We start from the raw sequence: 21,491 nt of genomic DNA on the forward strand, positions 1-21,491 counted from the left end.
CATTCGACCGATGGGGATCATAGCTGAGCTGATGGGAATTGTTGGTGACCCAATGCAGGGGATTTGCGACAGAACCCGACAAACGCAGGCATACCCTTCGTAGGATTTATCCCTTCTGCCCTCAATTTCCTCTGACAACAGCCGAAGTCTTCAGTGACGAGGGAATTTGTCCGACGATCGTTCCGATAAAAACGAGGCCGCACCCAGGGAGCCGGGTTCAACCATCACGTTTATTGCTGCCAATAAATCCGCGAGTCAACTGCACTGCGTGGGCCTACAAGAAAATCTGGAGCGCGGATGAACATCAAACAGAAGCTGACCTGGGCGTTTGCAATCATCGCCTGCTTGCCCGTGGTGCTGGTCGCCACCCTCGTTGTGCTGAACTTGCGCAGTGACGCCAAGGACAATTTCGTCGACAGCAGTGGTCGCGAAATTCGTCAGGTCAGCAATGCCATGCAAATATTTTTCGACGGCATCAGCCAGAACGTCGATTACCTGGCGTCTCAGCCGCTGATCAAAGAATCCGATGACAGCCTCAAGACTTACATGAGCGCCAATGCGGAAAGTATTCCCCAAGGCGAGGCCGACAAAAAGGTCTTCGCCCTGCTGCAAAACCTCGGCAACAGCCACCCTTCCTACGCCTACGCGATCCTCGGCACGGCGGCCGGCGGTTACGTGTCCTGGCCGGACGACGCGAAGCTGAACAACTACGACCCACGCCAGCGTCCCTGGTACAAAGCGGCGCAGGCCAAACCGGGCAAGCCGTTTCGCACCGAGGCGTATTACTGGGCCGAGGACGATGCAACCTACGTCAGCACCGTGCGCACCATCGACAACAAACTGGGGACCAACGGCGGCGTGGTCAGCATCGACGTGACGCTCAAGCAGCTCACCGAAATCGTCAAACAGATCAAGCTGGGTGAAAGCGGCTACCTGATGTTGATGGAAAACACCGGCACCGTGCTGGTCGATCCGAAACAACCGGAACACAACTTCAAACCGTTGAGCAGCCTCGGCGAGGGTTACGCACAATTGGGCAAGGCCGGCAAAGGGCTGGTGGAAGTCGAGCTGAATGGCGAGCGCTACATGGCCAACGTGTGGCCGTCGGAGCAACTTGGCTGGACGTTTGTCGGCCTGATCAAACAAGACGATGTGATGAGCTCGGCCACACAGCTGACGTGGCTGATCGCAATTATTGCAGCTGTGCTCGCGGTGATTTTCGCCGTGGTCGGCGCCAGCTTCGCCAGCGTCATCGTGCGGCCAATCCGCAGCGTCGCCAGTGGGCTGGAAGGCATCGCTCAGGGTGAAGGGGATTTGACCAAAAACCTGCAGGTGCGTGGCAGCGATGAAACCGCGCAACTGGCCAGCTGGTTCAACCAGTTCCTGGCGGCGATTCGTAACCTGATTCAAAGCATCGGTGGCGCCGCGACGAAAATCCTCGCCACTTCGAAAAGCTCGACGCAGGTGTCGAGCGACATGGCCGAAGCGGCCGGTCGTCAGCGCGAAGCGGTGGACATGGTGTCCACGGCGTTCCACGAAATGGTCGCCACCGCCAACGAAGTCGCGCGCTCGTGCAGCCAGGCGGCAGAGTCGGCCGACAGTGGCCAGCGTCAGGCGCGTGAAGGTCAGCAACAGATCGATGCGGCTGTGAGCAGTGTCGATCGCTTGAGTCAGGAGATCGAGCAGTCGGCGCAGTCGATGCAACAGCTGGAACGCGACAGCAATGACATCCAGTCGATTCTGGGGACCATTCGCTCGATTGCCGAACAGACCAACTTGCTGGCGCTGAACGCTGCCATCGAAGCTGCCCGGGCTGGTGAGCAAGGTCGGGGTTTTGCGGTGGTGGCCGATGAAGTGCGGGCGCTGGCCAAACGCACGGCCGATTCCACGGCGGAGATCGACGGGTTGCTGGGCACTCTGGCCAAACGTACCAGCCAGGTGACTCATCAGATGCGCGCGAGCCTGGAAGTGTCGCAACAATCGGTGACGCGCATCGGTGAGGCGCGAAGCAGTTTCGGGCAGATTCGTGAGTCGGTGGACGTGATCCGCGACATGAATACACAGATTGCGACGGCAGCGGAACAACAGCATCAGGTGGCTGAAGACATCAATCGGCACATCAGCCAGATCCACGGCGATGCGCAGCTGGTGGCGGAACTGGCGGATTCGGCGCGGCTGGATTCGCAGAGTCTGGCCGGGTTGTCGAATGAGCTGGATGGGTTGGTTCGGCGGTTTAGGACCTGATGGAGAATCTTGGTGCCCGCTTCGCGGCCAATCGTCGGATCGCCTGCGGAGCAGGTTTCTCGATTTGAAATGCAGTCGAACAAACCAGCCAGGTCGGCTACCAGGCCGCCTCGGCGGCTGTGGCGGTTAGCGCACCGTCGGGAGGCTGAGCGGTGGTTCTGCGCAGTGGGCAACCCGGCATGGATGCCGGGTTAGCCGCGCACGGCCAAGGATGGCCGATCGCGGCGGGCCCACGGAGCAGGACCGGAGCGAAGGCATGGCGAGCACTAGCGAGCCACCGGACGTCAGGGGCAAGAGCACTTGGTTACTTGGTGCCGGGCCGCGTAGGCTTTTCCAAGTGACTCGCTGTAAGAGCGAAACCAATATCAGCCTCAGCCGCAGAAATGGATATGTACACCTTCACAACAAACGTCGCCCAAGACATAGCCATCGCTGGCAAGCCAGCTCCTACAGTAAATCGCGAACACCTCTGAACATCGAGCGAAATCCAAGCCCGCGCGAAAGCATCTTCACTGCCGAAACAATTCCCCCGGCGTAAACCCGAACAACCCTCTGAACGCCGCAATGAACGCCGACGTCGAGTCGTACCCGCAAGCCAGCGCCGCGTTGGTCACACTCTCGCCACTCTCCAGCACATTCAACGACGACAGCAAGCGCATCCGCTGGCGCCAACCGCGAAAACTCAACCCGGTCTCGCGCTGGAACAGGCGCATCAGGGTTTTATCCGAAGTGCCCAGGCGGCCTGCCCAGTCCTGTAGCGTCACGTGCAGCTCAGGGTTTTCGATCAGCTCGTTACACAGTTCAAGCAAGCGCTGATGGCGCGGCAACGGTAGCGAGAAACCGACTTCCGGCAGATTCGCCAATTGATCCAGCAAAACACTGACCAGACGCGCTTCTGCACTGTCGCCTTGGGAATATTCCACCGGCAGCAGGCAAAAACTCTTGATCAATTCCCGCGCCAGCGGCGTCACCTCCAGCACTCGGCATCGCCCATCGGCCCATTGGCAATCTTCGCGACGCACGTAAAGGCTGCGCATCTCGGCGCGCATCGACGTGACGACCTGATGCTCAAGGTCGGCGGGGATCCAGATGCCCCACTGCGGCGGCGCAAAAAAACTGCCCTCAGCGGTATGCACGCCAAGAACGCCGCTGATGGCATAGGAAAATTGCACCCAGTCATGCCGATGCGGCGGCGTCCAGGAGCCGGCGTTCAGGCTTTCGGCACGGGCGAACAGCGGGCGCGGCAGAGCGGTCAGGTCGGGGATTGTTCGTTCGAGTGAGAGTTGTCCGTTGGTCGCCATTTGTGGGGGTGATATCGGGTAAGGGCTTGCAGCGGACGTTAGGGCAAATGGTTGATCAATTCAACACCACGAATCCCATGTGGGAGCGAGCCTGCTCGCGATGGCGGCGTTCCAGTCAATATCTTCGATGACTGAGACCCCGCTATCGCGAGCAGGCTCGCTCCCACAGGTTTCCGGTTCGACTAATGGGATCAGCGTTCGATGATCGCGGTGACGCCTTGCCCGCCCGCCGCACAAATCGAAATCAGGCCACGGCCCTTGCCTGCAGCGTCCAGCAGTTTGGCCAGGCTGGCGACAATGCGCCCGCCCGTGGCGGCAAATGGATGCCCGGCCGCCAGTGAACTGCCTTTGACGTTCAAACGCGTGCGATCGATGGAACCCAGCGGCGCGTCGAGCCCCAGTCGGATTTTGCAGTATTCGGGATCCTCCCAGGCCTTGAGCGTACACAGCACCTGCGCGGCGAATGCCTCGTGAATCTCGTAATAATCGAAGTCCTGCAACGTCAATCCATTGCGCTCCAGCAAACGCCGCACCGCATACACCGGTGCCATCAACAGACCTTCCGCGCCGTTGACGAAATCCACCGCTGCCGCCTCGCCGTCGCGCAAGTAAGCGAGGATCGGCAAGCCGCGCGCCTTCGCCCATTCCTCGCTGCCGAGCAGCACCAGTGAGGCGCCATCAGTGAGCGGCGTTGAATTGCCGGCGGTCAACGTGCCCTTGGCGCTTTTTTCGAATGCCGGTTTCAGTGAAGCGAGTTTCTCCAGCGTCAGGTCAGGGCGCAGATTGTTGTCGCGGGTCAGGCCGAGGAACGGCGTCATCAGCTCGTTATGCCAACCCTCGGTGTAGGACGCAGCCATTTTCTGGTGGCTTTCGAGGGCGAGTTGATCCTGCTCCTCACGCGGGATGTTCCAGGTCTGCGCCATCAATTCGCAATGTTCGCCCATGGACAGCTCCGTGCGCGGCTCGCCGTTGCGCGGGAATTGCGGGATGAGATGGCCAGGACGCAACTGCAGGAACGTTTTCAGTTTGTCGGCGGTGGTTTTGCCTCGATTGGCCTGCAAAAGAATTTTGCGCAGGCCTTCGTTGATCCCGATCGGCGCGTCGGATGTGGTGTCGACGCCGCCAGCGATGCCGCAGTCGATCTGGCCGAGGGCAATTTTGTTCGCCACCAACAACGCGGCTTCAAGACCGGTGCCACATGCCTGCTGAATGTCGTAGGCCGGTGTGGTTGGCGAGAGCCGCGAGCCAAGCACGCATTCGCGGGTCAGGTTGAAATCATGGGAATGTTTGAGCACGGCACCCGCCGCGACTTCGCCCATGCGCTCACCGTGCAGGTTGAACCGCTCGATCAGGCCTTCGAGCGCGGCCGTGAGCATCGCCTGGTTGCTCGCGGTAGCGTATGGCCCGTTGGAGCGGGCGAAGGGAATCCGGTTGCCACCGATGATTGCGACGCGACGCAGCTGAGTCATAAAAGCTCCTGATCAAAACCTTAAATTGAGTGCAGTACCGTGGGAGCAAAGCTTGCTCGCGAATACGGTGGGTCAATCACCATCGTTGTAAATGACGCACCGTTTTCGCGAGCAAGCTTTGCTCCCACAATCCGCGACTGCAATGCCCAAGCGTAGGCTTTATTCGTGGATCGAACGACTGATTGCCATTCGTGGTCCACACTTTGAACCCCAGCTGCTGGAGCGCGTTCCATGTCTGACCGTTATATCGACTTCGCCAACTCGTCCCTCGGCCATCGTCTGGTCGGTGCCCTTGGTCTGCCGACGCCCGTCCGACTGGAGCGCTGGCAAGCAGGCCGGCTGCGCCCTGTCGAAGGCGCGCTACTGATTGGCGGCGGTGCGCTGGCGGAAAAAGTCAGCGTTTTCGCCAATCGCCTGACTGACGCGATTTTCAGCTACGACACCGAACCTGCACCTGAAAAAGCCGCGGCATGGATTCCCGGCCATGGCCCCAAGCTCAAGGCCGTGGTATTCGATGCCAGCGAATTGAAGCAGACCGACGCGCTGAAACAGCTGCGCGAGTTTTTTCAACCGTTGATGAAAAACCTTGATCACAACGCACACCTGGTGATTCTCGGACGCGACCCGCAAACAATCAGCGACCCGTTCGCCGCCAGCGCCCAACGCGCGCTGGAGGGCTTCAGCCGCTCGCTGGCCAAGGAATTACGCGGCGGCGGGACTCTGCAACTGATCCAGGTGGGTGAAGGTGCCGAAGATCAACTGGAAGGCCCGCTGCGATTTTTTCTTTCGCCCAAGAGCGCCTTCGTCTCCGGGCAAGTGGTCCGGGTGAATGCCTGTGACACTCCGGTTACCGACTGGACCCGCCCGTTGTCCGGGCGTAAGGCTCTGGTCACGGGCGCCGCACGCGGGATTGGCGCCTCCATCGCCGAAACGCTGGCCCGCGATGGCGCCGACGTTATTCTGCTGGACGTCCCGCAGGCCAAAAACGATCTGGAAGGCCTCGCCGCACGCCTCGGCGCGCGCAGCATCATCCTGGACATTTGCGCCGAAGACGCGGCAGCGCAGTTGATCGAAGACCTGCCCGATGGCGTTGATATCGTGGTGCACAACGCCGGCATCACCCGCGACAAAACCCTTGCCAACATGACCCCGGAATTTTGGGACGCGGTGCTCGCGGTCAACCTCAACGCGCCACAGGTGCTGACCAAGGCGCTACTCGACAGCGGCACGTTGCGCGACAACGGCCGGGTCATTCTGCTGGCGTCGATCAGCGGTATTGCCGGCAATCGCGGGCAAACCAATTACGCCGCCAGCAAGGCGGGGTTGATCGGTCTGGCACAGGCCTGGGCACCGCTGCTCAATGAGCGCGGCATCAGCATCAACGCAGTCGCACCGGGGTTCATCGAAACCCAGATGACGGCGCACCTGCCATTTGCTGTGCGCGAAGGCGGACGGCGCATGAGCTCGCTGGGCCAGGGCGGCGTGCCACAAGACGTTGCTGAAGCCGTGGCCTGGCTGGCACAACCGGGCACGGGCGGCTACACCGGACAAGCGCTGCGTGTCTGCGGGCAAAGTGTGCTGGGGGCGTAACCATGAACAATGACTGGCACACACTTGAACGCGAGCCCGGCCTGCCTGCCTCGTACGCGCAAGCGGCGGTGCGGCGCAAGATCACTGGCACCACGCTGCCCGAGACTGGGCTGCGATGCTGGGTCGATGTCGATCCAAAACGCCTCGCGGACTATCGCAAGGTTTGCGGGTTTGCCGACAGCGGCTTGCTGCCACCGACCTACCCGCACATCCTAGCGTTCGCTTTGCAGATGCACTTGCTGACAGCCAAAGACTTTCCGTTTCCCCTGTTGGGGTTGATTCACTTGAGCAACCGCATTCGCCTTATTCGGCCGATGGGCGGCGTGCATCGCGCGCGAGTCAGTGTGCAGGTGGTCAATCTGCAACCGCACGCCAAAGGTGCGACATTTGATCTGCTGACGACCCTGGAAGATCAATTGGGGACGCTCTGGGAGGCTGAAAGCCAGATGCTCTGTCGTGGCGTCAAACTCGACGGTGACCCCGTCGAAGAAGTCCTGGCAGCAAGCTTGTCGCTCACCGAAGTCAGCCGCTGGAAGGCCCCGGCCGACATCGGTCGGCAATACGCGAAAGTGTCGGGCGATTACAATCCGATTCATTTGAGTGCCGCGAGCGCCAAGCTGTTTGGCTTCCCGACGGCGATCGCCCATGGCCTGTGGAACAAGGCGCGCACGCTGGCAGCGCTGGATCAACATCTGCCAACAGCCAACGTCGAGATTGCGGTGCAGTTTCACAAACCGGTACGCCTGCCCAGCGAGGTGACGTTACTGGCCAGCGCGGCAGGCTCCAGCGGCGATTTCCAATTGATGGGTGTCGGGGAGCTGCAACACATGGTCGGGCACTGGCGGCCGATTTCCTGAGCTCGCCATAGCAGGGCAATCGCGCGCAAAGGTGCCTTTCAGCGAGGCGGATAATTGGCGAGTATCCTGCCAACCGTCTCGCGGATAGCGTTGGCACGATCAGTCGGATTCGGCGAACCGCTGACCAGTTGTTCATCGCTGCCACGCCACACCAGTTTGCCGTCCTTGCTGTCCAGCAGATCGATCTGAATGATCGCGACCTTGTAACTGACGTTGCGGGTTTCGTTGTACATCGGCCCGCCCCAGTAACCATTCCACGGACTGCCCCACCCGCCCCCGCCGCCGTAGTGGGTCGTCACTTGTTGCTGGCGCTGCTCGACGATCAGGTAGGTCTGCACGCTGAGATCACCCTTGCTGCCCCCGGGTGCCGGGCGCAGGCCGCGTTGATCGAGCTGATCGGACACCGACTGGCGAATGCGTTGCTCGGTCAGGTCACTCTTGATTCGTGGGTCATCGGGCCGATATTGCAGAGCCGGCTCCATCCAGCTCCAGCTGCGATACGCGGCAAAGTCTCGGCTGGCATCAAAGTCATTGTTGACCTGGTTGGAGGCACAGGCGCTGAGCAGTGCGGCGACAACCAGTAGTGCGATACGACGGAACATGGTGATTCTCCGAGTGAAGACATGAATCTGCGGTACACCAGGCAATTCCGGCTAGCTCGGCGGATAGGCCGACATGGCCTTTTCCACCGCTTCGCGAATGGCATCGGTTTGCGCGCCCTGTGCACCGCGTTGGCTGGTTTCGGCACTCGAACTCCAGACGGGCTGGCCGCTCTGAGCATCGAACAAGTCCACGCGCACCACCACAACCTGTTCCTGGTAAGTGCGCACGATCGGCACCGTGTTGTACATGCCGTAACCGCTGCCATAACGATTGTAGCCGCCATAACCGCCATAACCGCCATAACCGCCACCGTAACCGTAGTCGTCGCGAACCTGGCGCATGCGGGTTTCCAGCCGAAGGTCGGCGCTGACAAACAGGTCGGCAGCACGATTGTCATGCAGCGGGCGCAGGCCACGCTGATCGAGCGCGCTGCTCACGGCTTCGGCGACCTGCGCCGAGTCAGCCCAGGCCGTGCCCGGTGGCAGGCGCCCGTTGAGCCACGACCAGCTGCGGTAACGGCCGTAGTCTCGCGGCGGTGCCGGGTAGGCGCTGCGGTCGAAGGTGCTTGCCGCTTGCGGTGGGGCCGGCGGCAGAGGTCTGGAACTCGCTACGTAAGGGTTGCTGCCCTGGCAGGCAGCCAGACCCAGACAGATCAGCAGTAACCCTGAACGATTTTTCATTTCGCGCTCCGATCAGATCGGCCGACAGATCCAGTGCAGGTAACGCCCAAGCCCGGCGAAGCCTGGGTGGCGACGGTGGGCGAGCTCCATTTCGAGCAGATCCACCAGTGACGCGCGGGCCTGGAATTCCACCGGCATGTAGTCGTGAAAAACGCGAACCCCGCTCTGGGTTTCGACCCGCCACAGGCCTTCAAGTTGCGCCGCAAGCTCTCGCGGATCAAGTGGCTGTTGCGGGGTCAGGCTCTGTTTCTCGCCGGCCATGTCGTTCTTGCGCATTTTGCGAAAGTGCCCCTTGAGCAGGTTGCGGTAGATCAGCGCATCGCGGTTGTAAAACGCCAGCGACAACCAGCCTTCGGGTTTGGTCAGTTGATGCAGCACTGGCAGGATCGCGTGGGGTTCGGCGAGCCATTCGAGTACCGCGTGACAGAGCACCAGATCATAGGGCTCGTTGAGCTGCCCGAGCAGATCCTGCCAGGGCGCCTGAATGAATGTCGCGGTTTGCCCGGCATCGGCGAACCGCTGCCGGGCGCCTTCGAGCATCGGCTCGGCAGGCTCGGCCAGCGTCACTTCATGCCCGCGCTCGGCCAGCCACAGCGACATGTGGCCCAGGCCGGCACCGATGTCGAGCACGCGCAGTGGCCGCTCGGGCAGGACTTCGGCCAGATCGGCCTGGAGCACGGCGAGGCGGATTGCTCCTTTCGCGCCGCCGTAGATTTTCTCTGCGAAGCGGGTCGCCAGTTGATCGAAATGACGGTCGCTCATCAGCTGAATCTCCGTTCACTGTCGGCGAGTTTGCTGCGCACCACTTCGTTCATGTCCAAACCGAGCTCGCTGCACAACAGCAAAAGATAGAGCACGATGTCGCCGACTTCCTGTCCGGCGTGGGCAAGTTTGTCGGCCGGCAACTGGCGGGACTGGTCTTCACTGAGCCACTGGAAGATTTCCACCAGCTCGGACATTTCCACGCTCGCGGCCATCGCCAGGTTTTTCGGGCTGTGAAATTGTCGCCAGTTATTGCGATCGCGGATGGCGTGCAAGCGTTCGGTCAGTTCAACTAGGTTCATCGGGCTCTCCTGAAGGCGTATAGCTTCGGGGGGATCCTCAATCATGGCAAGGTCTGTGTAGCGCGGACGGCGCCAGCGTTCAGCGGCTGCAGCTTTCCTGAGTCATACTGAGGCGATTGCGGCAGCAGGGAACTCGGCGCCCTGATCGATAGCCCAAGATTCAAATTCGGCAACCACGCCACCACAGTCACCAAGGATGTTCACATGCAGGTAGAAAGCTTCTTCGAATGGCTCGGCCAGGCACTCGGTTCGGTCATCCGTTTCATCGTCGATGGCCTCAGCGGCCTGTTCAACCTGTTGAGCAACGCCGGCAGCAACTTTGTCGAGGGACTGTCCCGTACGCTGGGCATGGACACCTCGATCATCAGCATTCTGGCGTTGATTGTCGGGCTGATACTGTTGTGGTCGGCGATTCGCGCGTTCATGAGTGCGTCGATCATCATGGGGATCATCTGGTTGCTGCTGGGGCTGTGGTTGCTGAGCTGGATAATCCACTAAAATCATCACCCCCTCGGTAGCGAGCAGACTCGCTGCCACACTGAAATCGTTACAATGCGCGCTCCTCAAGGAGCCTGCATGTCCAACCTGATTGCCGACTGGCGCGACCGCCCGACTCATTGTCGCGTCTGGGCGCTGGCGGCCCCCATGATCCTCTCGAACATTTCCGTACCGCTGGTGGCGCTGGTCGACAGTACCGTCATCGGCCACTTGCCCCACGCCCACCAACTGGGCGCTGTCGCGGTGGGTGCCAGCCTGTACACCTTTCTCGCCTGGGCGATGGGTTTTCTGCGTATGGGCTCAACCGGGTTTGCCGCTCAGGCTGCCGGGCGTGGCGACGGTGCAGCTTTGCGGCAGATTCTCTTGCAAGGCTTGTTGCTGGCGATGGGCCTGGCGATTGCCCTGGGCGCGTTGGGAATTCCGCTAAGTGGCGTCGCGTTGCACTTCATGCAACCCTCGGCAGAACTGGATCAGCTGACGCGCGAGTTTTTCCACACGCGCTTGTTCGGCCTGCCGGCGGCACTGGCCAGTTACGCCCTGGTCGGCTGGTTCCTCGGCACACAGAACGCGCGGGCGCCGCTGGCGATTCTGCTGAGTACCAATCTGGTCAATATCGCGCTTAATTTGTGGTTCGTGCTCGGGCTGGACTGGGGGGTGGTCGGGTCGGCCCGCGCTTCGGTAATTGCCGAATGGACTGGCGCACTCGTTGGCCTGCTGATGACCCGCAAAGCCTTGCGCGCCTACCCGGGCCACATCGCCTGGGCCGCACTGGCGCTGTGGCAGAGCTGGCGTCCGCTGCTGGCGGTCAACCGCGACATCTTCATCCGCAGTCTGCTGCTGCAATCGGTGTTTTTCATGATCACGGTGCAAGGCGCGCGGTTGGGTGATGCCACCGTCGCCGCGAATGCTCTGCTGCTCAATGGCTTGCTGCTGACCGCGCACGCGCTCGACGGCCTGGCCCACGCCGTGGAAGCCTTATGCGGCCACGCCATTGGCGCTCGCGACCGCGATGCCCTGAGGCGCTCGCTGGTGGTTGCCTGTGGCTGGTCACTGCTGGCGAGCCTGGGCTTCGCGGTGCTATTTGTGTTTGCCGGACACCTGTTCATCGAGATGCAGACCGACATCCAGAGCGTGCGCGATACGGCATTCGTCTACCTGCGCTACCTCGCCGCCCTGCCGCTGATCGCCGTTTGGAGTTATCTGCTGGACGGACTGTTCATCGGCGCCACCCGCGCCCGGGAAATGCGTAACGGCATGCTGCTGACGATGATTCTCCTGTTGCCGTTTGCCTGGGCGCTGCAAGGTCTGGGTAATCACGGCCTGTGGCTGACCTTCCTGCTGTTCATGTTGCTGCGCAGCCTGACCCTTGGCGCAATCGCCTGGCTGTTGCGCAACAACGATGGCTGGTTTGCCGGGCGCATTCACTGACTCTGGTCGTTGTGCCAGCGAATGCGCAGGTTATTGAGACGCTCTTGCTGCGTGCCACCGGTCAGCGGCTGGCGCAGGGAACCATGCGGGAATTGCAGGCGCAGCCATAACCAGCCATCCAGCGACGGCCGCTCGCTGAACCCCAGCGCCAGCCCTTCCTGGAGATGGTGCCATAGGCTGTTGTAATCGACCTCAGTCGACTGCGACCAAAGCCAGGCGTGGTGTTCCAGCAGGCAGGTCTGCAGTTTCTCCCGCTGTCGCTGGCTCAAGTCGGCCTCGACCACCAATGGCTCGACCATCAGGCCAGGATTGATCAACTGCTGCCAACCTTCACTGCCGATCGCACGGTCGGCCCACGTCCCGCCAAACCACTGCAACTGCTTGATCGGCCCCAACCAGCGACTCAGCTCCATGGCATCGCAGTCATCGAAAAAGTAACTGGCCGTGTTCGGATTGTAGTAACTCAACAAGGCTCGATGATGCAGGCCGACTGTGACCGTCAGCATGCGTTGCAGATGTTCGATCAGTTGCCCAGCCGATACATCGCTGACCATCAGCAAACCGCGCCACACCTGCGCCTGGCTGACACATGACTCGGCCAGTGCCGGGCAACTGCGTAGATCTACCAGCACAGGCCCTTCATTGCGCAGCGCATGCAGCTCAGTGCCCTCGAACAACTTGAAGCTGCGCGCCCGTGCGAGTTTCTTTTGCAACACCGCACTGGTGTGAGGCGCACCCGGAACATCCAGCAATAGCCATTGCGCAGGCGCGCCGATCATGCCGCACCGCTCGAGCCGAATCGCGTCGCCGCCCGACAGGCACACAGGCTCTCCTGACAATGATTGAAACTGCCACCCCCGGGCATCAGGCATAACAGCAACAAGGGCTCACCCGTTCGCAACAATTGCAGCACACCCTCGGCAGGTGACGGATCTGCGGGCGCCACCGGCGCAGCGTCATGTTCAACCGTCGGCAGCGTGTGCAGAAATCCGCTAATGAACGGTTGATCCGGATCACCTTCGATAAAGCTCACCACCACCTCGGTGCCCTCACTCAATAGCGCAACGGCCTGACCGTCCAGCTCTGCTGAGACCGGCAACCAACAATGGCTCGGTGTCGCGCCTTCGCCCTGGTACAGCCAGTCAAATTGCACCGCGACCGGTAACGAGGGATCGGGGCGGGGCTCATCGACGTCGACCACCCAGGCGCGTTGCAGGCTGTGCATGCGAGGTTTCACAAAGTGTTGTGCCGCCACGAATGTCGCGTCCCGGGGAATGGCGCGAAACTGGTTAACGTAGGGCTTCACCGGATCCTGACTGCCAAGATGCTCGACATGGGTCAGCATCCACGAATGATTCCAATCGGCGACCGGATGACCGGACAACGGCATCAGCTGACCACTGCGCAGCGTCGCCACATCGGCTTGTCCCTCGACGCTTCTCCTGTACGGCTCGCTCACCTGCAGCCTGAATTGTCGAATCGCCGGCTGCTCGCGTTCAGCGTCGAACCTGACCGCGTTGCCCAAGGGAAAATGCCCGTTGCCGTCACCGAAAACTACGCAATGCCCGCGAGCACTGTGTTCGAAGTGATAATGGACACGTTCCTGAGCGCATAAACGCTGGAGAAACTGCAGATCCGATTCCTGATACTGCGTGCAGAAGTCTCGCGGCGGATAATCACCGCTCAGCTCGAAGCGCCGATGCTGGCCGATGATGCCGTGCTCCTTGAGCACCTGGTCAAGAATCTGGGGCACCGAACGGGCGCTGAAGATTCGCTGGCTGAAACGTTGGGACAGGCACGCCAGCCTCGGACGAAGCTGCACCCGACACAACCGGCTGCTCTGGCCATGGTCACGCTGAACGAGCTCATGCAATTGTCCGTGGAACAAGCTCTGCTGAGCTGCGATGTGCAGAACCGCAGGACGGTACAGCAAGCTGGCAAGGTCGAGAGTCGGGTCATCGATCAGCAGATCCACGTCGAACACAAAAGGCTCGTTGATCGCTTCTCTACCGGTAAAGGCCAGGACTTCGAACGGGTCGAGCAGACCGGCTACATCCAGACGAAATGAAGGTTCGTGGACTGGATCGAACATCGGCGATTCTCTACAGGAGGGGCGGTCGGGGATTTTCGCCGAGAGCCATGGCCGAGTAGAGGGCCGAAGTACAACTTAGGAAACGGCCTACGATAAATGCAGACCATATGACTTTTATAGCCAGGAGAGGGGTAGGTTTCTTCGACAAATACAGAACCGTCCCACCGGTTCATCTGAAAAACCCGCAGGGCGCGGTACATTTTCAGACAACCCGGTGCAAACGGAGACTTACCTCAAGAAGACAGGTAAGACGAACGAGTCAGGCCCAGGCGCAACGCGTCGAGGAATTGCGTACGTTCGGCCGCCGTGATGCGTGCACTGGCGCACTTGTCGCGATAGTGAGTCATCAATTCTTCCGGCGACAAGTGCACATAACGCAGCATGTCTTCGATGGTGTCGTGGGTTTCGATACCCGCGTGGTACACACTGCCATCGGCATTCTGGTAGATGTTCACCGAATCGGTGTCACCGAACAGGTTGTGCATGTCGCCGAGAATTTCCTGATAGGCGCCGACCAGGAAGATGCCTAACAGATAGTCCTCGCCCTCGTTCAGGCTGTGCACTGGCAGGCTGGTCTCGATGCTCTGCTCATCGACGTATTGCTTGATCTTGCCGTCGGAGTCGCAGGTCAGGTCCTGCAGCACTGCGCGACGCAACGGCTCTTCATCGAGACGGTGCAGCGGCAGGATCGGCAGCACCTGGCCGATCGCCCAGGTGTCCGGCAGGCTCTGGAATACCGAGAAGTTGCAGATGTACTTGTCAGCCAGTTTGTCGTTGAGTTCGTCGAGCACCTGACGGTGTGAACGCTGACGCGCCTTCAACGAGTTGTGCAGACGGCGGCACACGGCGAAATAGCATTGCTCGGCCAGGGCTTTCTCAGCCAGGGTCAGCTTGCCGTCGGCGTACTGGGTGGCAACGTCACTCATGTAGTGCGTGGCGCGCCAGTAGGTTTCGGTGACCATCTCGATGTCGGTCGGGCCGAGCAGGTCAACCAGCCACTGCACGGTTTCCGGCAGCGCTTCCTTGTTTTCGATCTGTGGCACTTCGTCGTTGTGTTTCTCGACGTCGGTCACCTGCACCACCAGCATGGCGTGGTGCGCGGTCAGCGAGCGACCGCTTTCAGAGAAAATGTTCGGATGCGGCAGGCTCTGCGCATCGCAGAATTCCTTGAGCATGCCAACCACGACACCGGCGTAATCGTCCATGTCATAGTTGATCGAGCTGGCGTTGCGCGAGTGGGTACCGTCGTAGTCGACACCAAGACCGCCGCCGACGTCGATGTGATCGACCGGCAGGCCAAGGTTACGCAGTTCGCCGTAGTAACGAATCGCTTCCTTGAAACCGTGCTGGTAGTCCGCCAGATTGGCGATCTGCGAACCCATGTGGAAGTGCAGCAGGCGGATGCCCTGGTCGAGACCCGCCGCGCGGAAACGCTCGACCACCGACAGCAATTGCGCCGCCGACAGGCCAAACTTGGATTTTTCGCCGCCGGTGTCTGCCCACTTGCTCGAGGCCAGGGACGACAGGCGCACACGCAGGCCGACCTGTGGTTTGACCTTAAGCGAGGCGGCTTCTTCGATCACCAGCTCAACTTCGGATTCTTTCTCGATCACGATGAACACGTTGTGGCCGAGTTTCTGGCCCATCAGTGCGAGACGGATGAACTCACGGTCCTTGTAACCGTTGCAGACGATGGTGCCGCCCTTAGGCGCCAGCGCCAGCACGGCGAGCAGCTCGGGTTTGGAGCCGGCTTCCAGACCGATGGAAACGTTTTGGGTCGCAATGATGTTTTCGATCACCGCTTCCTGCTGGTTCACTTTGATCGGGTACAGCGCGGTGTACTTGCTCTGGTATTCCAGGCGCTCGATGTTGGAATCGAAGGCACCGGTCAGCTGACGCACGCGGTCTTGCAGGATATCCGGGAAACGTACGAGCAACGGCAAGGACAAGCCGCTCTTGCGCAACTGGTCGACTTGCTCGAACAGGTCGATCGGCGAGCTGGCCGGACCGTTCGGACGAACTTCGACGCGACCGGCGTCATTGATCGCGAAATACCCGGCCCCCCAATGGCGGATCCCGTAAACACTGCGGCTGTCCGCAACTGTCCATTGGCTGCCATCGTCTTTGCGTGTGCGTCGTACGGACATTGAAGTCCCCTATAAAAAAGTCATAGAGCGTCACCTGGGTTCAGGCTGGCGCAGTCTAAAGAGTGTAAATGACGGTTCGTCAACGAGGGGGTAGACCTCGCTGACCGCAGTGAGTTTAGAAACCGGTCAGAACAGGCTCTGTGAAAACCATGTAGGCGGCACCTGGCCTGCTGCAAGGACCGGGTCGAGCCGAGGGTGGTTTTCACAGAGACGGCTAGCCGCCGGACTTCTTGGCCTTGAAACCGAGTTTGATCAACTCGCCTAACAACAGCTCGACATGATCGCCCTGGATTTCGATGATGCCGTCTTTCAACGCGCCACCGGTACCGCAACGTTTCTTCAACGTGGTGGCCAGTTCCTTGAGCGCGTCTTCAGCCAACGGCACGCCGGTGATGGTAGTCACCGTCTTGCCGCCCCGGCCCTTGCTTTCGCGGCGCACGCGAGCAATGCCGTCACCGGACGGGATCAGGGTTTGTTTGCAGATGCAGGCGTCCACCGGTTTGCTGCAATCGGGGCAATGACGACCTGCGTCGGTGGAAAATACCAGGCCACCAAGGGCGGCGAAGGATGCGGCTTTTTTGGCCACCGGCAATCCTCTCGGGAGGACAAAGACTGGTCGCGGCCACCTGGGCCATCGACCGCGAAGCCCCACTCAGGCAGGGGCAGCGCTACTGAACCGAAACAACCCTGTAGGAGCGAGCCTGCTCGCGATGGTCGTCAACGATGACGCGAGCATTCAGGATATGCACGTCGCCCTCGCGTTCTTCGCGAGCAAGCTCGCTCCTACAAAAAAGCAATCCGGTTCAGCTTGAAAAGGTCGCGCAGTGTAACGGCAAAAACGCCGATTGCTAAGAGCCAATCGGCGCCAATTCATGGCTGTTTTGCGACGTCAATCCCAGAGGCGCGCAGATAGCGCTTCAACGCTGCCAGAGAGTCCGGGCAATAAGGATTTTGCTGGATGTCGAGCATGACCTGATCGATTGGAATGAAGCGCGCTTCCAGCACCTCCTCCGGCTGCAGGATCAAGGGGCCATCCCACACCGCCGAAAACGCTGAACACCAGAGTCGATTGCCGGTGTCTTCGAAAAAGAAATGATCGTGCGCGGTCAGTTCTACCCCGCTCACTCCCAACTCTTCTTCCAGCTCCCGGGCAGCCGATTCGGCGTAGCTCTCGGTGGCCAGAACCATGCCACCCGCCGCCACATCCCAGTAACCGGGGTAAATCGCCTTGCTCAAGGTTCGGCGATGAACACAGAGCTCTCCGGCCGAATTGAACAACATGATGTACGTGCCGCGCCCGATCAGCCCACGCTCGCGCAAATCGGAGCGGACCAGGGCACCGAGCAGGTTGTCCTGCTCATCGACCCAGGCGATCTGCTCAGCGTCCGAAGCCGCACGATGGGCGGCTTCGCTTGTGTGATCCGCCATGACTTAGCCTTGATTAAGCAACTGACGCAAATCGATCACTGCAGCATTGGCCCGGGAAATGTAATTGGCCATGACCAGCGAGTGGTTAGCCAGCACGCCAAAGCCGCTGCCGTTGAGAATCATAGGGCTCCAGACCGGTTCTTGCGACGCTTCCAGCTCACGAATGATCTGACGCACGCTGACCGTGGCGTTCTTCTTCGCCAGCACATCGGCGAAGTCGACTTCGATGGCGCGCAGCAAATGCGACAACGCCCAAGCTTGACCGCGCGCTTCGTAGAACACGTTGTCGATCTGCATCCACGGGGTTTCGACGATTTCCTCGTCAACCTGCGGCACCTGGCCCGGCGCAACCACTTCGGTTTTCAGCGAAGTGTTCAGCTTGACCCGGCCAACGCTGGCGGACAGCCGTTGCGACAGCGAACCCAAACGAGTGCCAACGTCGCCGAGCCAGTTGTTGAGGTTGTCGGCGCGCGCGTAAAACAGCGCGTTTTTCTGCGACGGATCGGACAGACGCGCCTGATAGCGACTCAGGGACTTGATGCCTTCCTGGTATTCGGACTCACTGGATGGCAGCACCCAGCTCTTGTTATCGAAGTTGAAACGCGGCTCGGCCTTGGCCAGATCACCATCTTCTGCCGACTGTGATTGCGAGCGGGCGAAGTCTTTACGCAAGGCGCGCGTCAAATCACGCACCTGGACCAGCACGCCATATTCCCAGCTCGGCGTATTGTCCATCCACAGGCCCGGCGGGAAACGGTCGTTGGAAATGTAACCGCCCGGCTTGGTCAGCAAGGTATCGGCGACGGTCTTCAGCGTTTCGACCGTGGTGTAGCCGATGACCATCTGCTTGCCTTCACGTTCGGCCGCAACCTGGGCGTTTTGTTGAACCGGGAACAGCGCCGGCTCCTGACTCCAGTACCAGCCGAGCGCGATGCTCACCAGCAGAAAAAGGCCGATCAGCGTGGCCAGCGCCCGGCTGAACAACAGGCCGCCGACGTAACTGCGGGTGGCCGACTTTGGTTCGGCGGCACGTTCAGGCGCGCTGCCCGCGCGGTTCTTCCAGTCCAGCATGGCGGTATCCTTTCAATCACTTGAGTTCATCGGTTCGACCACAACCCTACGCCATCGTGCCTCGTTAAACGCGCATTAAATGTGCGCAACGCGCCGCACGACTGCAGGCCGCGAACGCAACTATAGAGGAAGGGAAGCCCTTTGTAGCGCCTGGCGAAGGACTTGGGCAGATTCGGACGTCCGACTACGCAGCAGTCGTCAACTCCACAATGAGCTTTGCCTAATACAACGCATTCGCTGATTTTACGACTGCTTCGCAGCCGAACGCAGGCTCCGCCAGCTGCTACAGGTGTCGCTTCTAGCAGCGCGGCAGATCCGACCAACCGGTCATAAACTGAATGACGTCGCCTCGCACTTAATTGACGGACGACACTGATGCTAATCGAAAGAGATGCTAGCATAGAGCCACCAGTCAATCTCAGCATGCACCCTACCCAGTAGTCAGGATATGACCGAGCCAGAAGACCCCAGCCGTGAGCGCCTCAAGCACCACTTTGCCCAGCGGGTAATTCATCAGGCTCGTCAGATTCTTGAGATATGGCAGCGCCTGCAGCGCAGCGAATGGTCCAGCACCGATTCTTCCGAACTGAGCGAAGCCAACCTGCGCTTGCTGCGTTTCGCCGAGCGCTTCGAGCAGCCGGAACACAGCCAGCTGGCGCGGCTCATCGGCCAGTCGCTGGAAGCGATCGACGCCAATCGGGGGCGCCTGAACAGCGCGCTGATCACTGAGCTCAATCGCCTGATGCAGCGCCTGTCGCGCACCGGCCTGCGGCACGGCGATCAGCTGGAGCAAACGTTCCTGCCGCCACTGCGCAAGCCGGTCTACGTAGTATTGCAAGATCACGAACGGGCCGAACGCCTGGCCAAGCAACTCGAATTCTTCGGCCTCAGCGCGCAGTCAATCGACAGCGTGTCGACGTTCCGCTCATCGATGGTCGAGCGACTGCCTGCGGCAATTGTCATGGACGTTGACTTCTGCGGCACCGGCGTCGGCCTGCAACTCGCCGCCGAAGCCCAAGTCGGACTGGACGAACCTTTGCCCCTGCTGTTTTTCAGCCTGCTGGAAACTGACACCCCTACCCGCCTCGCCGCCGTGCGCGCCGGCGGTCAGGAATTCCTCACCGGCACCCTCGAAGCGTCTAGCCTGCTGGAAAAGATCGAAGTACTCACCTGCGTCGCCCAGTACGAACCTTATAAAGTGCTGATCATCGACGACTCGCGCGCGCAAGCCTTGCACACCGAGCGCCTGCTCAACAGCGCCGGAATTGTCACGCGGACGTTGATCGAGCCGATCCAGGCGATGGCCGAACTCGCTGATTTCCAGCCCGACCTGATCATTCTCGACATGTACATGCCTGCGTGCACCGGCACTGAGCTCGCCAAGGTGATCCGGCACAACGATCGTTATGTCAGCGTGCCAATCATTTATCTGTCGGCCGAAGACGATCTGGACAAGCAGCTCGATGCCATGAGCGAAGGCGGCGACGACTTCCTGACCAAACCGATCAAGCCCCGCCACTTGATCACCACGGTGCGCAACCGTGCGGCGCGGGCGCGCAACCTGAAAGCGCGAATGGTCCGCGACAGCCTGACCGGTTTGTACAACCACACACACATCCTGCAACTGCTCGAAGACTGCAGCTTCCGCTCGCGCCGCGAAGGCAAGCCGCTGAGTTTTGCGATGCTCGATATCGACCACTTCAAACGGGTCAACGACAGCCACGGCCACCCCATGGGCGATCGCGTGATCAAAAGCCTGGCGCTGTTCCTCAAACAGCGTTTGCGCAAGACCGACTACATTGGCCGTTACGGTGGCGAAGAGTTTGCCATCGTCATGCCCGACACCGATATCGAAGCGGCCTATAACGTTCTGGACGAGATCCGTCAGCGCTTCGCCGAAATTCATTACCCGGCCCAGCCGCAGGATCTCTGGTGCACTTTCAGCGCCGGCGTCGTCGAGCTGAATGACGCCTCCGACGGCCTGATGATGGCCAGTCTGGCTGACGAAGCTCTGTACCGCGCCAAGCATGCCGGGCGTAACCGCATCCACGCCGCGCAGGCATCAAAGCAAAGTGCCACCTTTTCATCGGAATCGACCCGTTCGGTCATAACGCTGTAATAGAAACGCAATAACTTCAGGCGCTTACCATTCTGCCGTTGGTAGTCCCGCAATGCGCCTGAAGCTGCTGACCAATTTCAACACCCTCCTTTTAGTCGCCGTTTGCATAGCGCTCGGCGCTACGCTCTGGTGGTCGCAAAAAGCCCTGGAACGCCCCTATCTGTTGATGGAGCGATACCTGGGGTTGTCCCAGCAATTTCAAAATGAAGTGGCGCGCAGCATTGGCGACTACCTCGCCAGCGGCGACGCCTTGCGGTTAAGCAGCGCCAGTCAGGCCATCGACGCCTTGCAAAAGGAATTGGCCGAGTTGCCGCCAGCCTTGGCCGACACCTTGCGCCCGAGCCTCTCGGACCTCGACGAATTCAGCAAAACCGACTTGCTCGCCGCCGGCAAGCTGGCCGGCGATCCGCAGGCACTGCTGTTGCAGGCCGAACGCGAGCTTGGCGCCAGCCTCGATCAACTCAGCCAATACGCCAGCGGCAACCCTGGCTGGCTGACGCCTTTGCTCAACGCTTCGCAGCACCTGGGCAAACTGTCGCTGGCGCGAGACAAACTGGTCAGCAGCGGCCGCAGTGAACTGGCCGCCGATGTCGAGCGCGAAGTCAGCAACATCCGCACCCAGGCCGAACTCATCGACGCCTTGCCATTGCTCGGTGTAACCAGCAGCGCTGAATCGAACACCGACGATTTCGCTGCAATGATGGGCTTGGAAACCACCGAAAAAGCCGCCGCCGAAGATGCTGGTGTCGCACTCAAACGTGAACTCACCAGTCTGCTGACACGCTACCCCGCCGAACTGGCGCGCACCCGCGAACAGATCCAGAAACGCGCCGACCTCAGCGCGGCGACACACCTGAAGATCACCGCAGTGCAACAGGCGATTGCCGGTCTCGAACCTGT

At 60.4% G+C, this 21,491-nt stretch carries 18 protein-coding genes and 1 pseudogene; 7 read left to right on the forward strand and 12 right to left on the reverse strand.

Annotated features, from left to right (window positions below; translation table 11 throughout):
- Positions 1-297: 297 nt before the first annotated feature.
- Together ACYZTS_RS04350 and ACYZTS_RS04355 are read left to right on the forward strand one after the other, a co-directional pair.
- Positions 298-1,386, forward strand: a pseudogene (locus tag ACYZTS_RS04350) (cache domain-containing protein); the annotation flags it as partial.
- 129 nt (positions 1,387-1,515) lie between these two features.
- Complete coding sequence (locus tag ACYZTS_RS04355) at positions 1,516-2,244, forward strand: methyl-accepting chemotaxis protein (protein WP_412072147.1); 729 nt, start codon at positions 1,516-1,518, stop codon at positions 2,242-2,244.
- Positions 2,245-2,753: 509 nt separating this feature from the next.
- Here the strand turns inward: ACYZTS_RS04355 and ACYZTS_RS04360 are convergent.
- Positions 2,754-3,545 (reverse strand): AraC family transcriptional regulator, encoded by a 792-nt coding sequence (locus tag ACYZTS_RS04360; protein ID WP_461994289.1) that lies wholly within the window; start codon positions 3,543-3,545, stop codon positions 2,754-2,756.
- 191 nt (positions 3,546-3,736) lie between these two features.
- On the reverse strand, positions 3,737-5,014 hold the full coding sequence (locus ACYZTS_RS04365; RefSeq protein WP_461994291.1) for an acetyl-CoA C-acetyltransferase: 1,278 nt from the start codon (positions 5,012-5,014) through the stop codon (positions 3,737-3,739).
- 231 nt (positions 5,015-5,245) lie between these two features.
- Here ACYZTS_RS04365 and ACYZTS_RS04370 point away from each other — a divergent pair, with 231 nt between their 5' ends.
- Both ACYZTS_RS04370 and ACYZTS_RS04375 read left to right on the forward strand, forming a co-directional pair.
- Complete coding sequence (locus ACYZTS_RS04370; protein ID WP_461994293.1) at positions 5,246-6,604, forward strand: 3-oxoacyl-ACP reductase; 1,359 nt, start codon at positions 5,246-5,248, stop codon at positions 6,602-6,604.
- A gap of 2 nt (positions 6,605-6,606) precedes the next feature.
- Entirely contained in the window at positions 6,607-7,461 is an 855-nt protein-coding gene (locus ACYZTS_RS04375) for a MaoC family dehydratase (RefSeq protein ID WP_028620169.1), read from the forward strand.
- A 38-nt stretch (positions 7,462-7,499) separates the two neighbouring features.
- On the opposite strand, the gene ACYZTS_RS04380 is transcribed toward ACYZTS_RS04375, so the two are convergent.
- From ACYZTS_RS04380 to ACYZTS_RS04395, 4 genes are read right to left on the reverse strand one after another with little or no spacing between them, the layout of a single operon-like run.
- Positions 7,500-8,063 carry a DUF4136 domain-containing protein gene (locus ACYZTS_RS04380; RefSeq protein WP_461994295.1) on the reverse strand — a complete coding sequence of 188 codons (564 nt, stop codon included), beginning with the start codon at positions 8,061-8,063 and terminating at the stop codon, positions 7,500-7,502.
- Between the two features lie 51 nt (positions 8,064-8,114).
- Positions 8,115-8,744 (reverse strand): DUF4136 domain-containing protein, encoded by a 630-nt coding sequence (locus tag ACYZTS_RS04385; protein WP_461994297.1) that lies wholly within the window; start codon positions 8,742-8,744, stop codon positions 8,115-8,117.
- A gap of 12 nt (positions 8,745-8,756) precedes the next feature.
- Positions 8,757-9,506 carry a methyltransferase gene (locus ACYZTS_RS04390; protein ID WP_028620172.1) on the reverse strand — a complete coding sequence of 250 codons (750 nt, stop codon included), beginning with the start codon at positions 9,504-9,506 and terminating at the stop codon, positions 8,757-8,759.
- Positions 9,506-9,808, reverse strand: a complete 303-nt coding sequence (locus ACYZTS_RS04395; protein ID WP_028620173.1) for a MazG-like family protein — start codon at positions 9,806-9,808, stop codon at positions 9,506-9,508. Before ACYZTS_RS04395 ends, ACYZTS_RS04390 begins: the two co-directional genes overlap by 1 nt.
- 204 nt (positions 9,809-10,012) lie before the next feature.
- On the opposite strand from ACYZTS_RS04395, the gene ACYZTS_RS04400 reads away from it, so the two are divergent.
- Both ACYZTS_RS04400 and ACYZTS_RS04405 read left to right on the forward strand, forming a co-directional pair.
- Positions 10,013-10,306, forward strand: a complete 294-nt coding sequence (locus tag ACYZTS_RS04400) for a hypothetical protein (protein ID WP_028620174.1) — start codon at positions 10,013-10,015, stop codon at positions 10,304-10,306.
- Between the two features lie 78 nt (positions 10,307-10,384).
- Positions 10,385-11,734, forward strand: coding sequence for an MATE family efflux transporter (locus tag ACYZTS_RS04405; protein WP_461994300.1), 1,350 nt, complete (start codon positions 10,385-10,387; stop codon positions 11,732-11,734).
- On the opposite strand, the gene ACYZTS_RS04410 is transcribed toward ACYZTS_RS04405, so the two are convergent.
- From ACYZTS_RS04410 to ACYZTS_RS04435, 6 genes are all read right to left on the reverse strand, one after another.
- Positions 11,728-12,513 carry a DUF4123 domain-containing protein gene (locus ACYZTS_RS04410; protein WP_461994302.1) on the reverse strand — a complete coding sequence of 262 codons (786 nt, stop codon included), beginning with the start codon at positions 12,511-12,513 and terminating at the stop codon, positions 11,728-11,730. The two genes, ACYZTS_RS04405 and ACYZTS_RS04410, sit on opposite strands and share 7 nt — an antisense overlap.
- The gene (locus ACYZTS_RS04415; protein ID WP_461994303.1) at positions 12,510-13,826 is read right to left on the reverse strand and encodes a type VI secretion system Vgr family protein; all 1,317 of its coding nucleotides are present in this window, start codon (positions 13,824-13,826) and stop codon (positions 12,510-12,512) included. Before ACYZTS_RS04415 ends, ACYZTS_RS04410 begins: the two co-directional genes overlap by 4 nt.
- 233 nt (positions 13,827-14,059) lie before the next feature.
- Positions 14,060-15,973, reverse strand: a complete 1,914-nt coding sequence (speA, locus tag ACYZTS_RS04420) for an arginine decarboxylase (RefSeq protein ID WP_461994305.1) — start codon at positions 15,971-15,973, stop codon at positions 14,060-14,062.
- Between the two features lie 214 nt (positions 15,974-16,187).
- Positions 16,188-16,559 (reverse strand): translation initiation factor Sui1, encoded by a 372-nt coding sequence (locus tag ACYZTS_RS04425; protein WP_028620179.1) that lies wholly within the window; start codon positions 16,557-16,559, stop codon positions 16,188-16,190.
- Between the two features lie 284 nt (positions 16,560-16,843).
- A complete protein-coding gene (locus ACYZTS_RS04430; protein ID WP_461994307.1) occupies positions 16,844-17,401 on the reverse strand; it encodes an NUDIX hydrolase in 558 nt (185 codons plus the stop codon).
- Between the two features lie 3 nt (positions 17,402-17,404).
- On the reverse strand, positions 17,405-18,472 hold the full coding sequence (locus ACYZTS_RS04435) for a DUF2333 family protein (RefSeq protein WP_028620181.1): 1,068 nt from the start codon (positions 18,470-18,472) through the stop codon (positions 17,405-17,407).
- 448 nt (positions 18,473-18,920) lie between these two features.
- On the opposite strand from ACYZTS_RS04435, the gene ACYZTS_RS04440 reads away from it, so the two are divergent.
- A complete protein-coding gene (locus ACYZTS_RS04440; RefSeq protein ID WP_461994310.1) occupies positions 18,921-20,591 on the forward strand; it encodes a diguanylate cyclase in 1,671 nt (556 codons plus the stop codon).
- Positions 20,592-21,491 lie beyond the last annotated feature (900 nt).

It is taken from the genome of Pseudomonas sp. TMB3-21, from assembly GCF_054898145.1.

What these genes read in the sequence shown, in the direction of transcription:
- ACYZTS_RS04415 (WP_461994303.1), bottom strand. Translation starts at nt 13,826, where the DNA reads ATGTTCGATCCAGTCCACGAACCTTCATTTCGTCTGGATGTAGCCGGT.
- ACYZTS_RS04360 (WP_461994289.1), bottom strand. Translation starts at nt 3,545, where the DNA reads ATGGCGACCAACGGACAACTCTCACTCGAACGAACAATCCCCGACCTG.
- ACYZTS_RS04390 (WP_028620172.1), bottom strand. Translation starts at nt 9,506, where the DNA reads ATGAGCGACCGTCATTTCGATCAACTGGCGACCCGCTTCGCAGAGAAA.
- ACYZTS_RS04410 (WP_461994302.1), bottom strand. Translation starts at nt 12,513, where the DNA reads ATGATCGGCGCGCCTGCGCAATGGCTATTGCTGGATGTTCCGGGTGCG.
- ACYZTS_RS04355 (WP_412072147.1), top strand. Translation starts at nt 1,516, where the DNA reads ATGGTGTCCACGGCGTTCCACGAAATGGTCGCCACCGCCAACGAAGTC.
- speA (WP_461994305.1), bottom strand. Translation starts at nt 15,973, where the DNA reads ATGTCCGTACGACGCACACGCAAAGACGATGGCAGCCAATGGACAGTT.
- ACYZTS_RS04440 (WP_461994310.1), top strand. Translation starts at nt 18,921, where the DNA reads ATGACCGAGCCAGAAGACCCCAGCCGTGAGCGCCTCAAGCACCACTTT.
- ACYZTS_RS04400 (WP_028620174.1), top strand. Translation starts at nt 10,013, where the DNA reads ATGCAGGTAGAAAGCTTCTTCGAATGGCTCGGCCAGGCACTCGGTTCG.
- ACYZTS_RS04430 (WP_461994307.1), bottom strand. Translation starts at nt 17,401, where the DNA reads ATGGCGGATCACACAAGCGAAGCCGCCCATCGTGCGGCTTCGGACGCT.
- ACYZTS_RS04380 (WP_461994295.1), bottom strand. Translation starts at nt 8,063, where the DNA reads ATGTTCCGTCGTATCGCACTACTGGTTGTCGCCGCACTGCTCAGCGCC.
- ACYZTS_RS04385 (WP_461994297.1), bottom strand. Translation starts at nt 8,744, where the DNA reads ATGAAAAATCGTTCAGGGTTACTGCTGATCTGTCTGGGTCTGGCTGCC.
- ACYZTS_RS04365 (WP_461994291.1), bottom strand. Translation starts at nt 5,014, where the DNA reads ATGACTCAGCTGCGTCGCGTCGCAATCATCGGTGGCAACCGGATTCCC.
- ACYZTS_RS04395 (WP_028620173.1), bottom strand. Translation starts at nt 9,808, where the DNA reads ATGAACCTAGTTGAACTGACCGAACGCTTGCACGCCATCCGCGATCGC.
- ACYZTS_RS04405 (WP_461994300.1), top strand. Translation starts at nt 10,385, where the DNA reads ATGTCCAACCTGATTGCCGACTGGCGCGACCGCCCGACTCATTGTCGC.
- ACYZTS_RS04435 (WP_028620181.1), bottom strand. Translation starts at nt 18,472, where the DNA reads ATGCTGGACTGGAAGAACCGCGCGGGCAGCGCGCCTGAACGTGCCGCC.
- ACYZTS_RS04375 (WP_028620169.1), top strand. Translation starts at nt 6,607, where the DNA reads ATGAACAATGACTGGCACACACTTGAACGCGAGCCCGGCCTGCCTGCC.
- ACYZTS_RS04370 (WP_461994293.1), top strand. Translation starts at nt 5,246, where the DNA reads ATGTCTGACCGTTATATCGACTTCGCCAACTCGTCCCTCGGCCATCGT.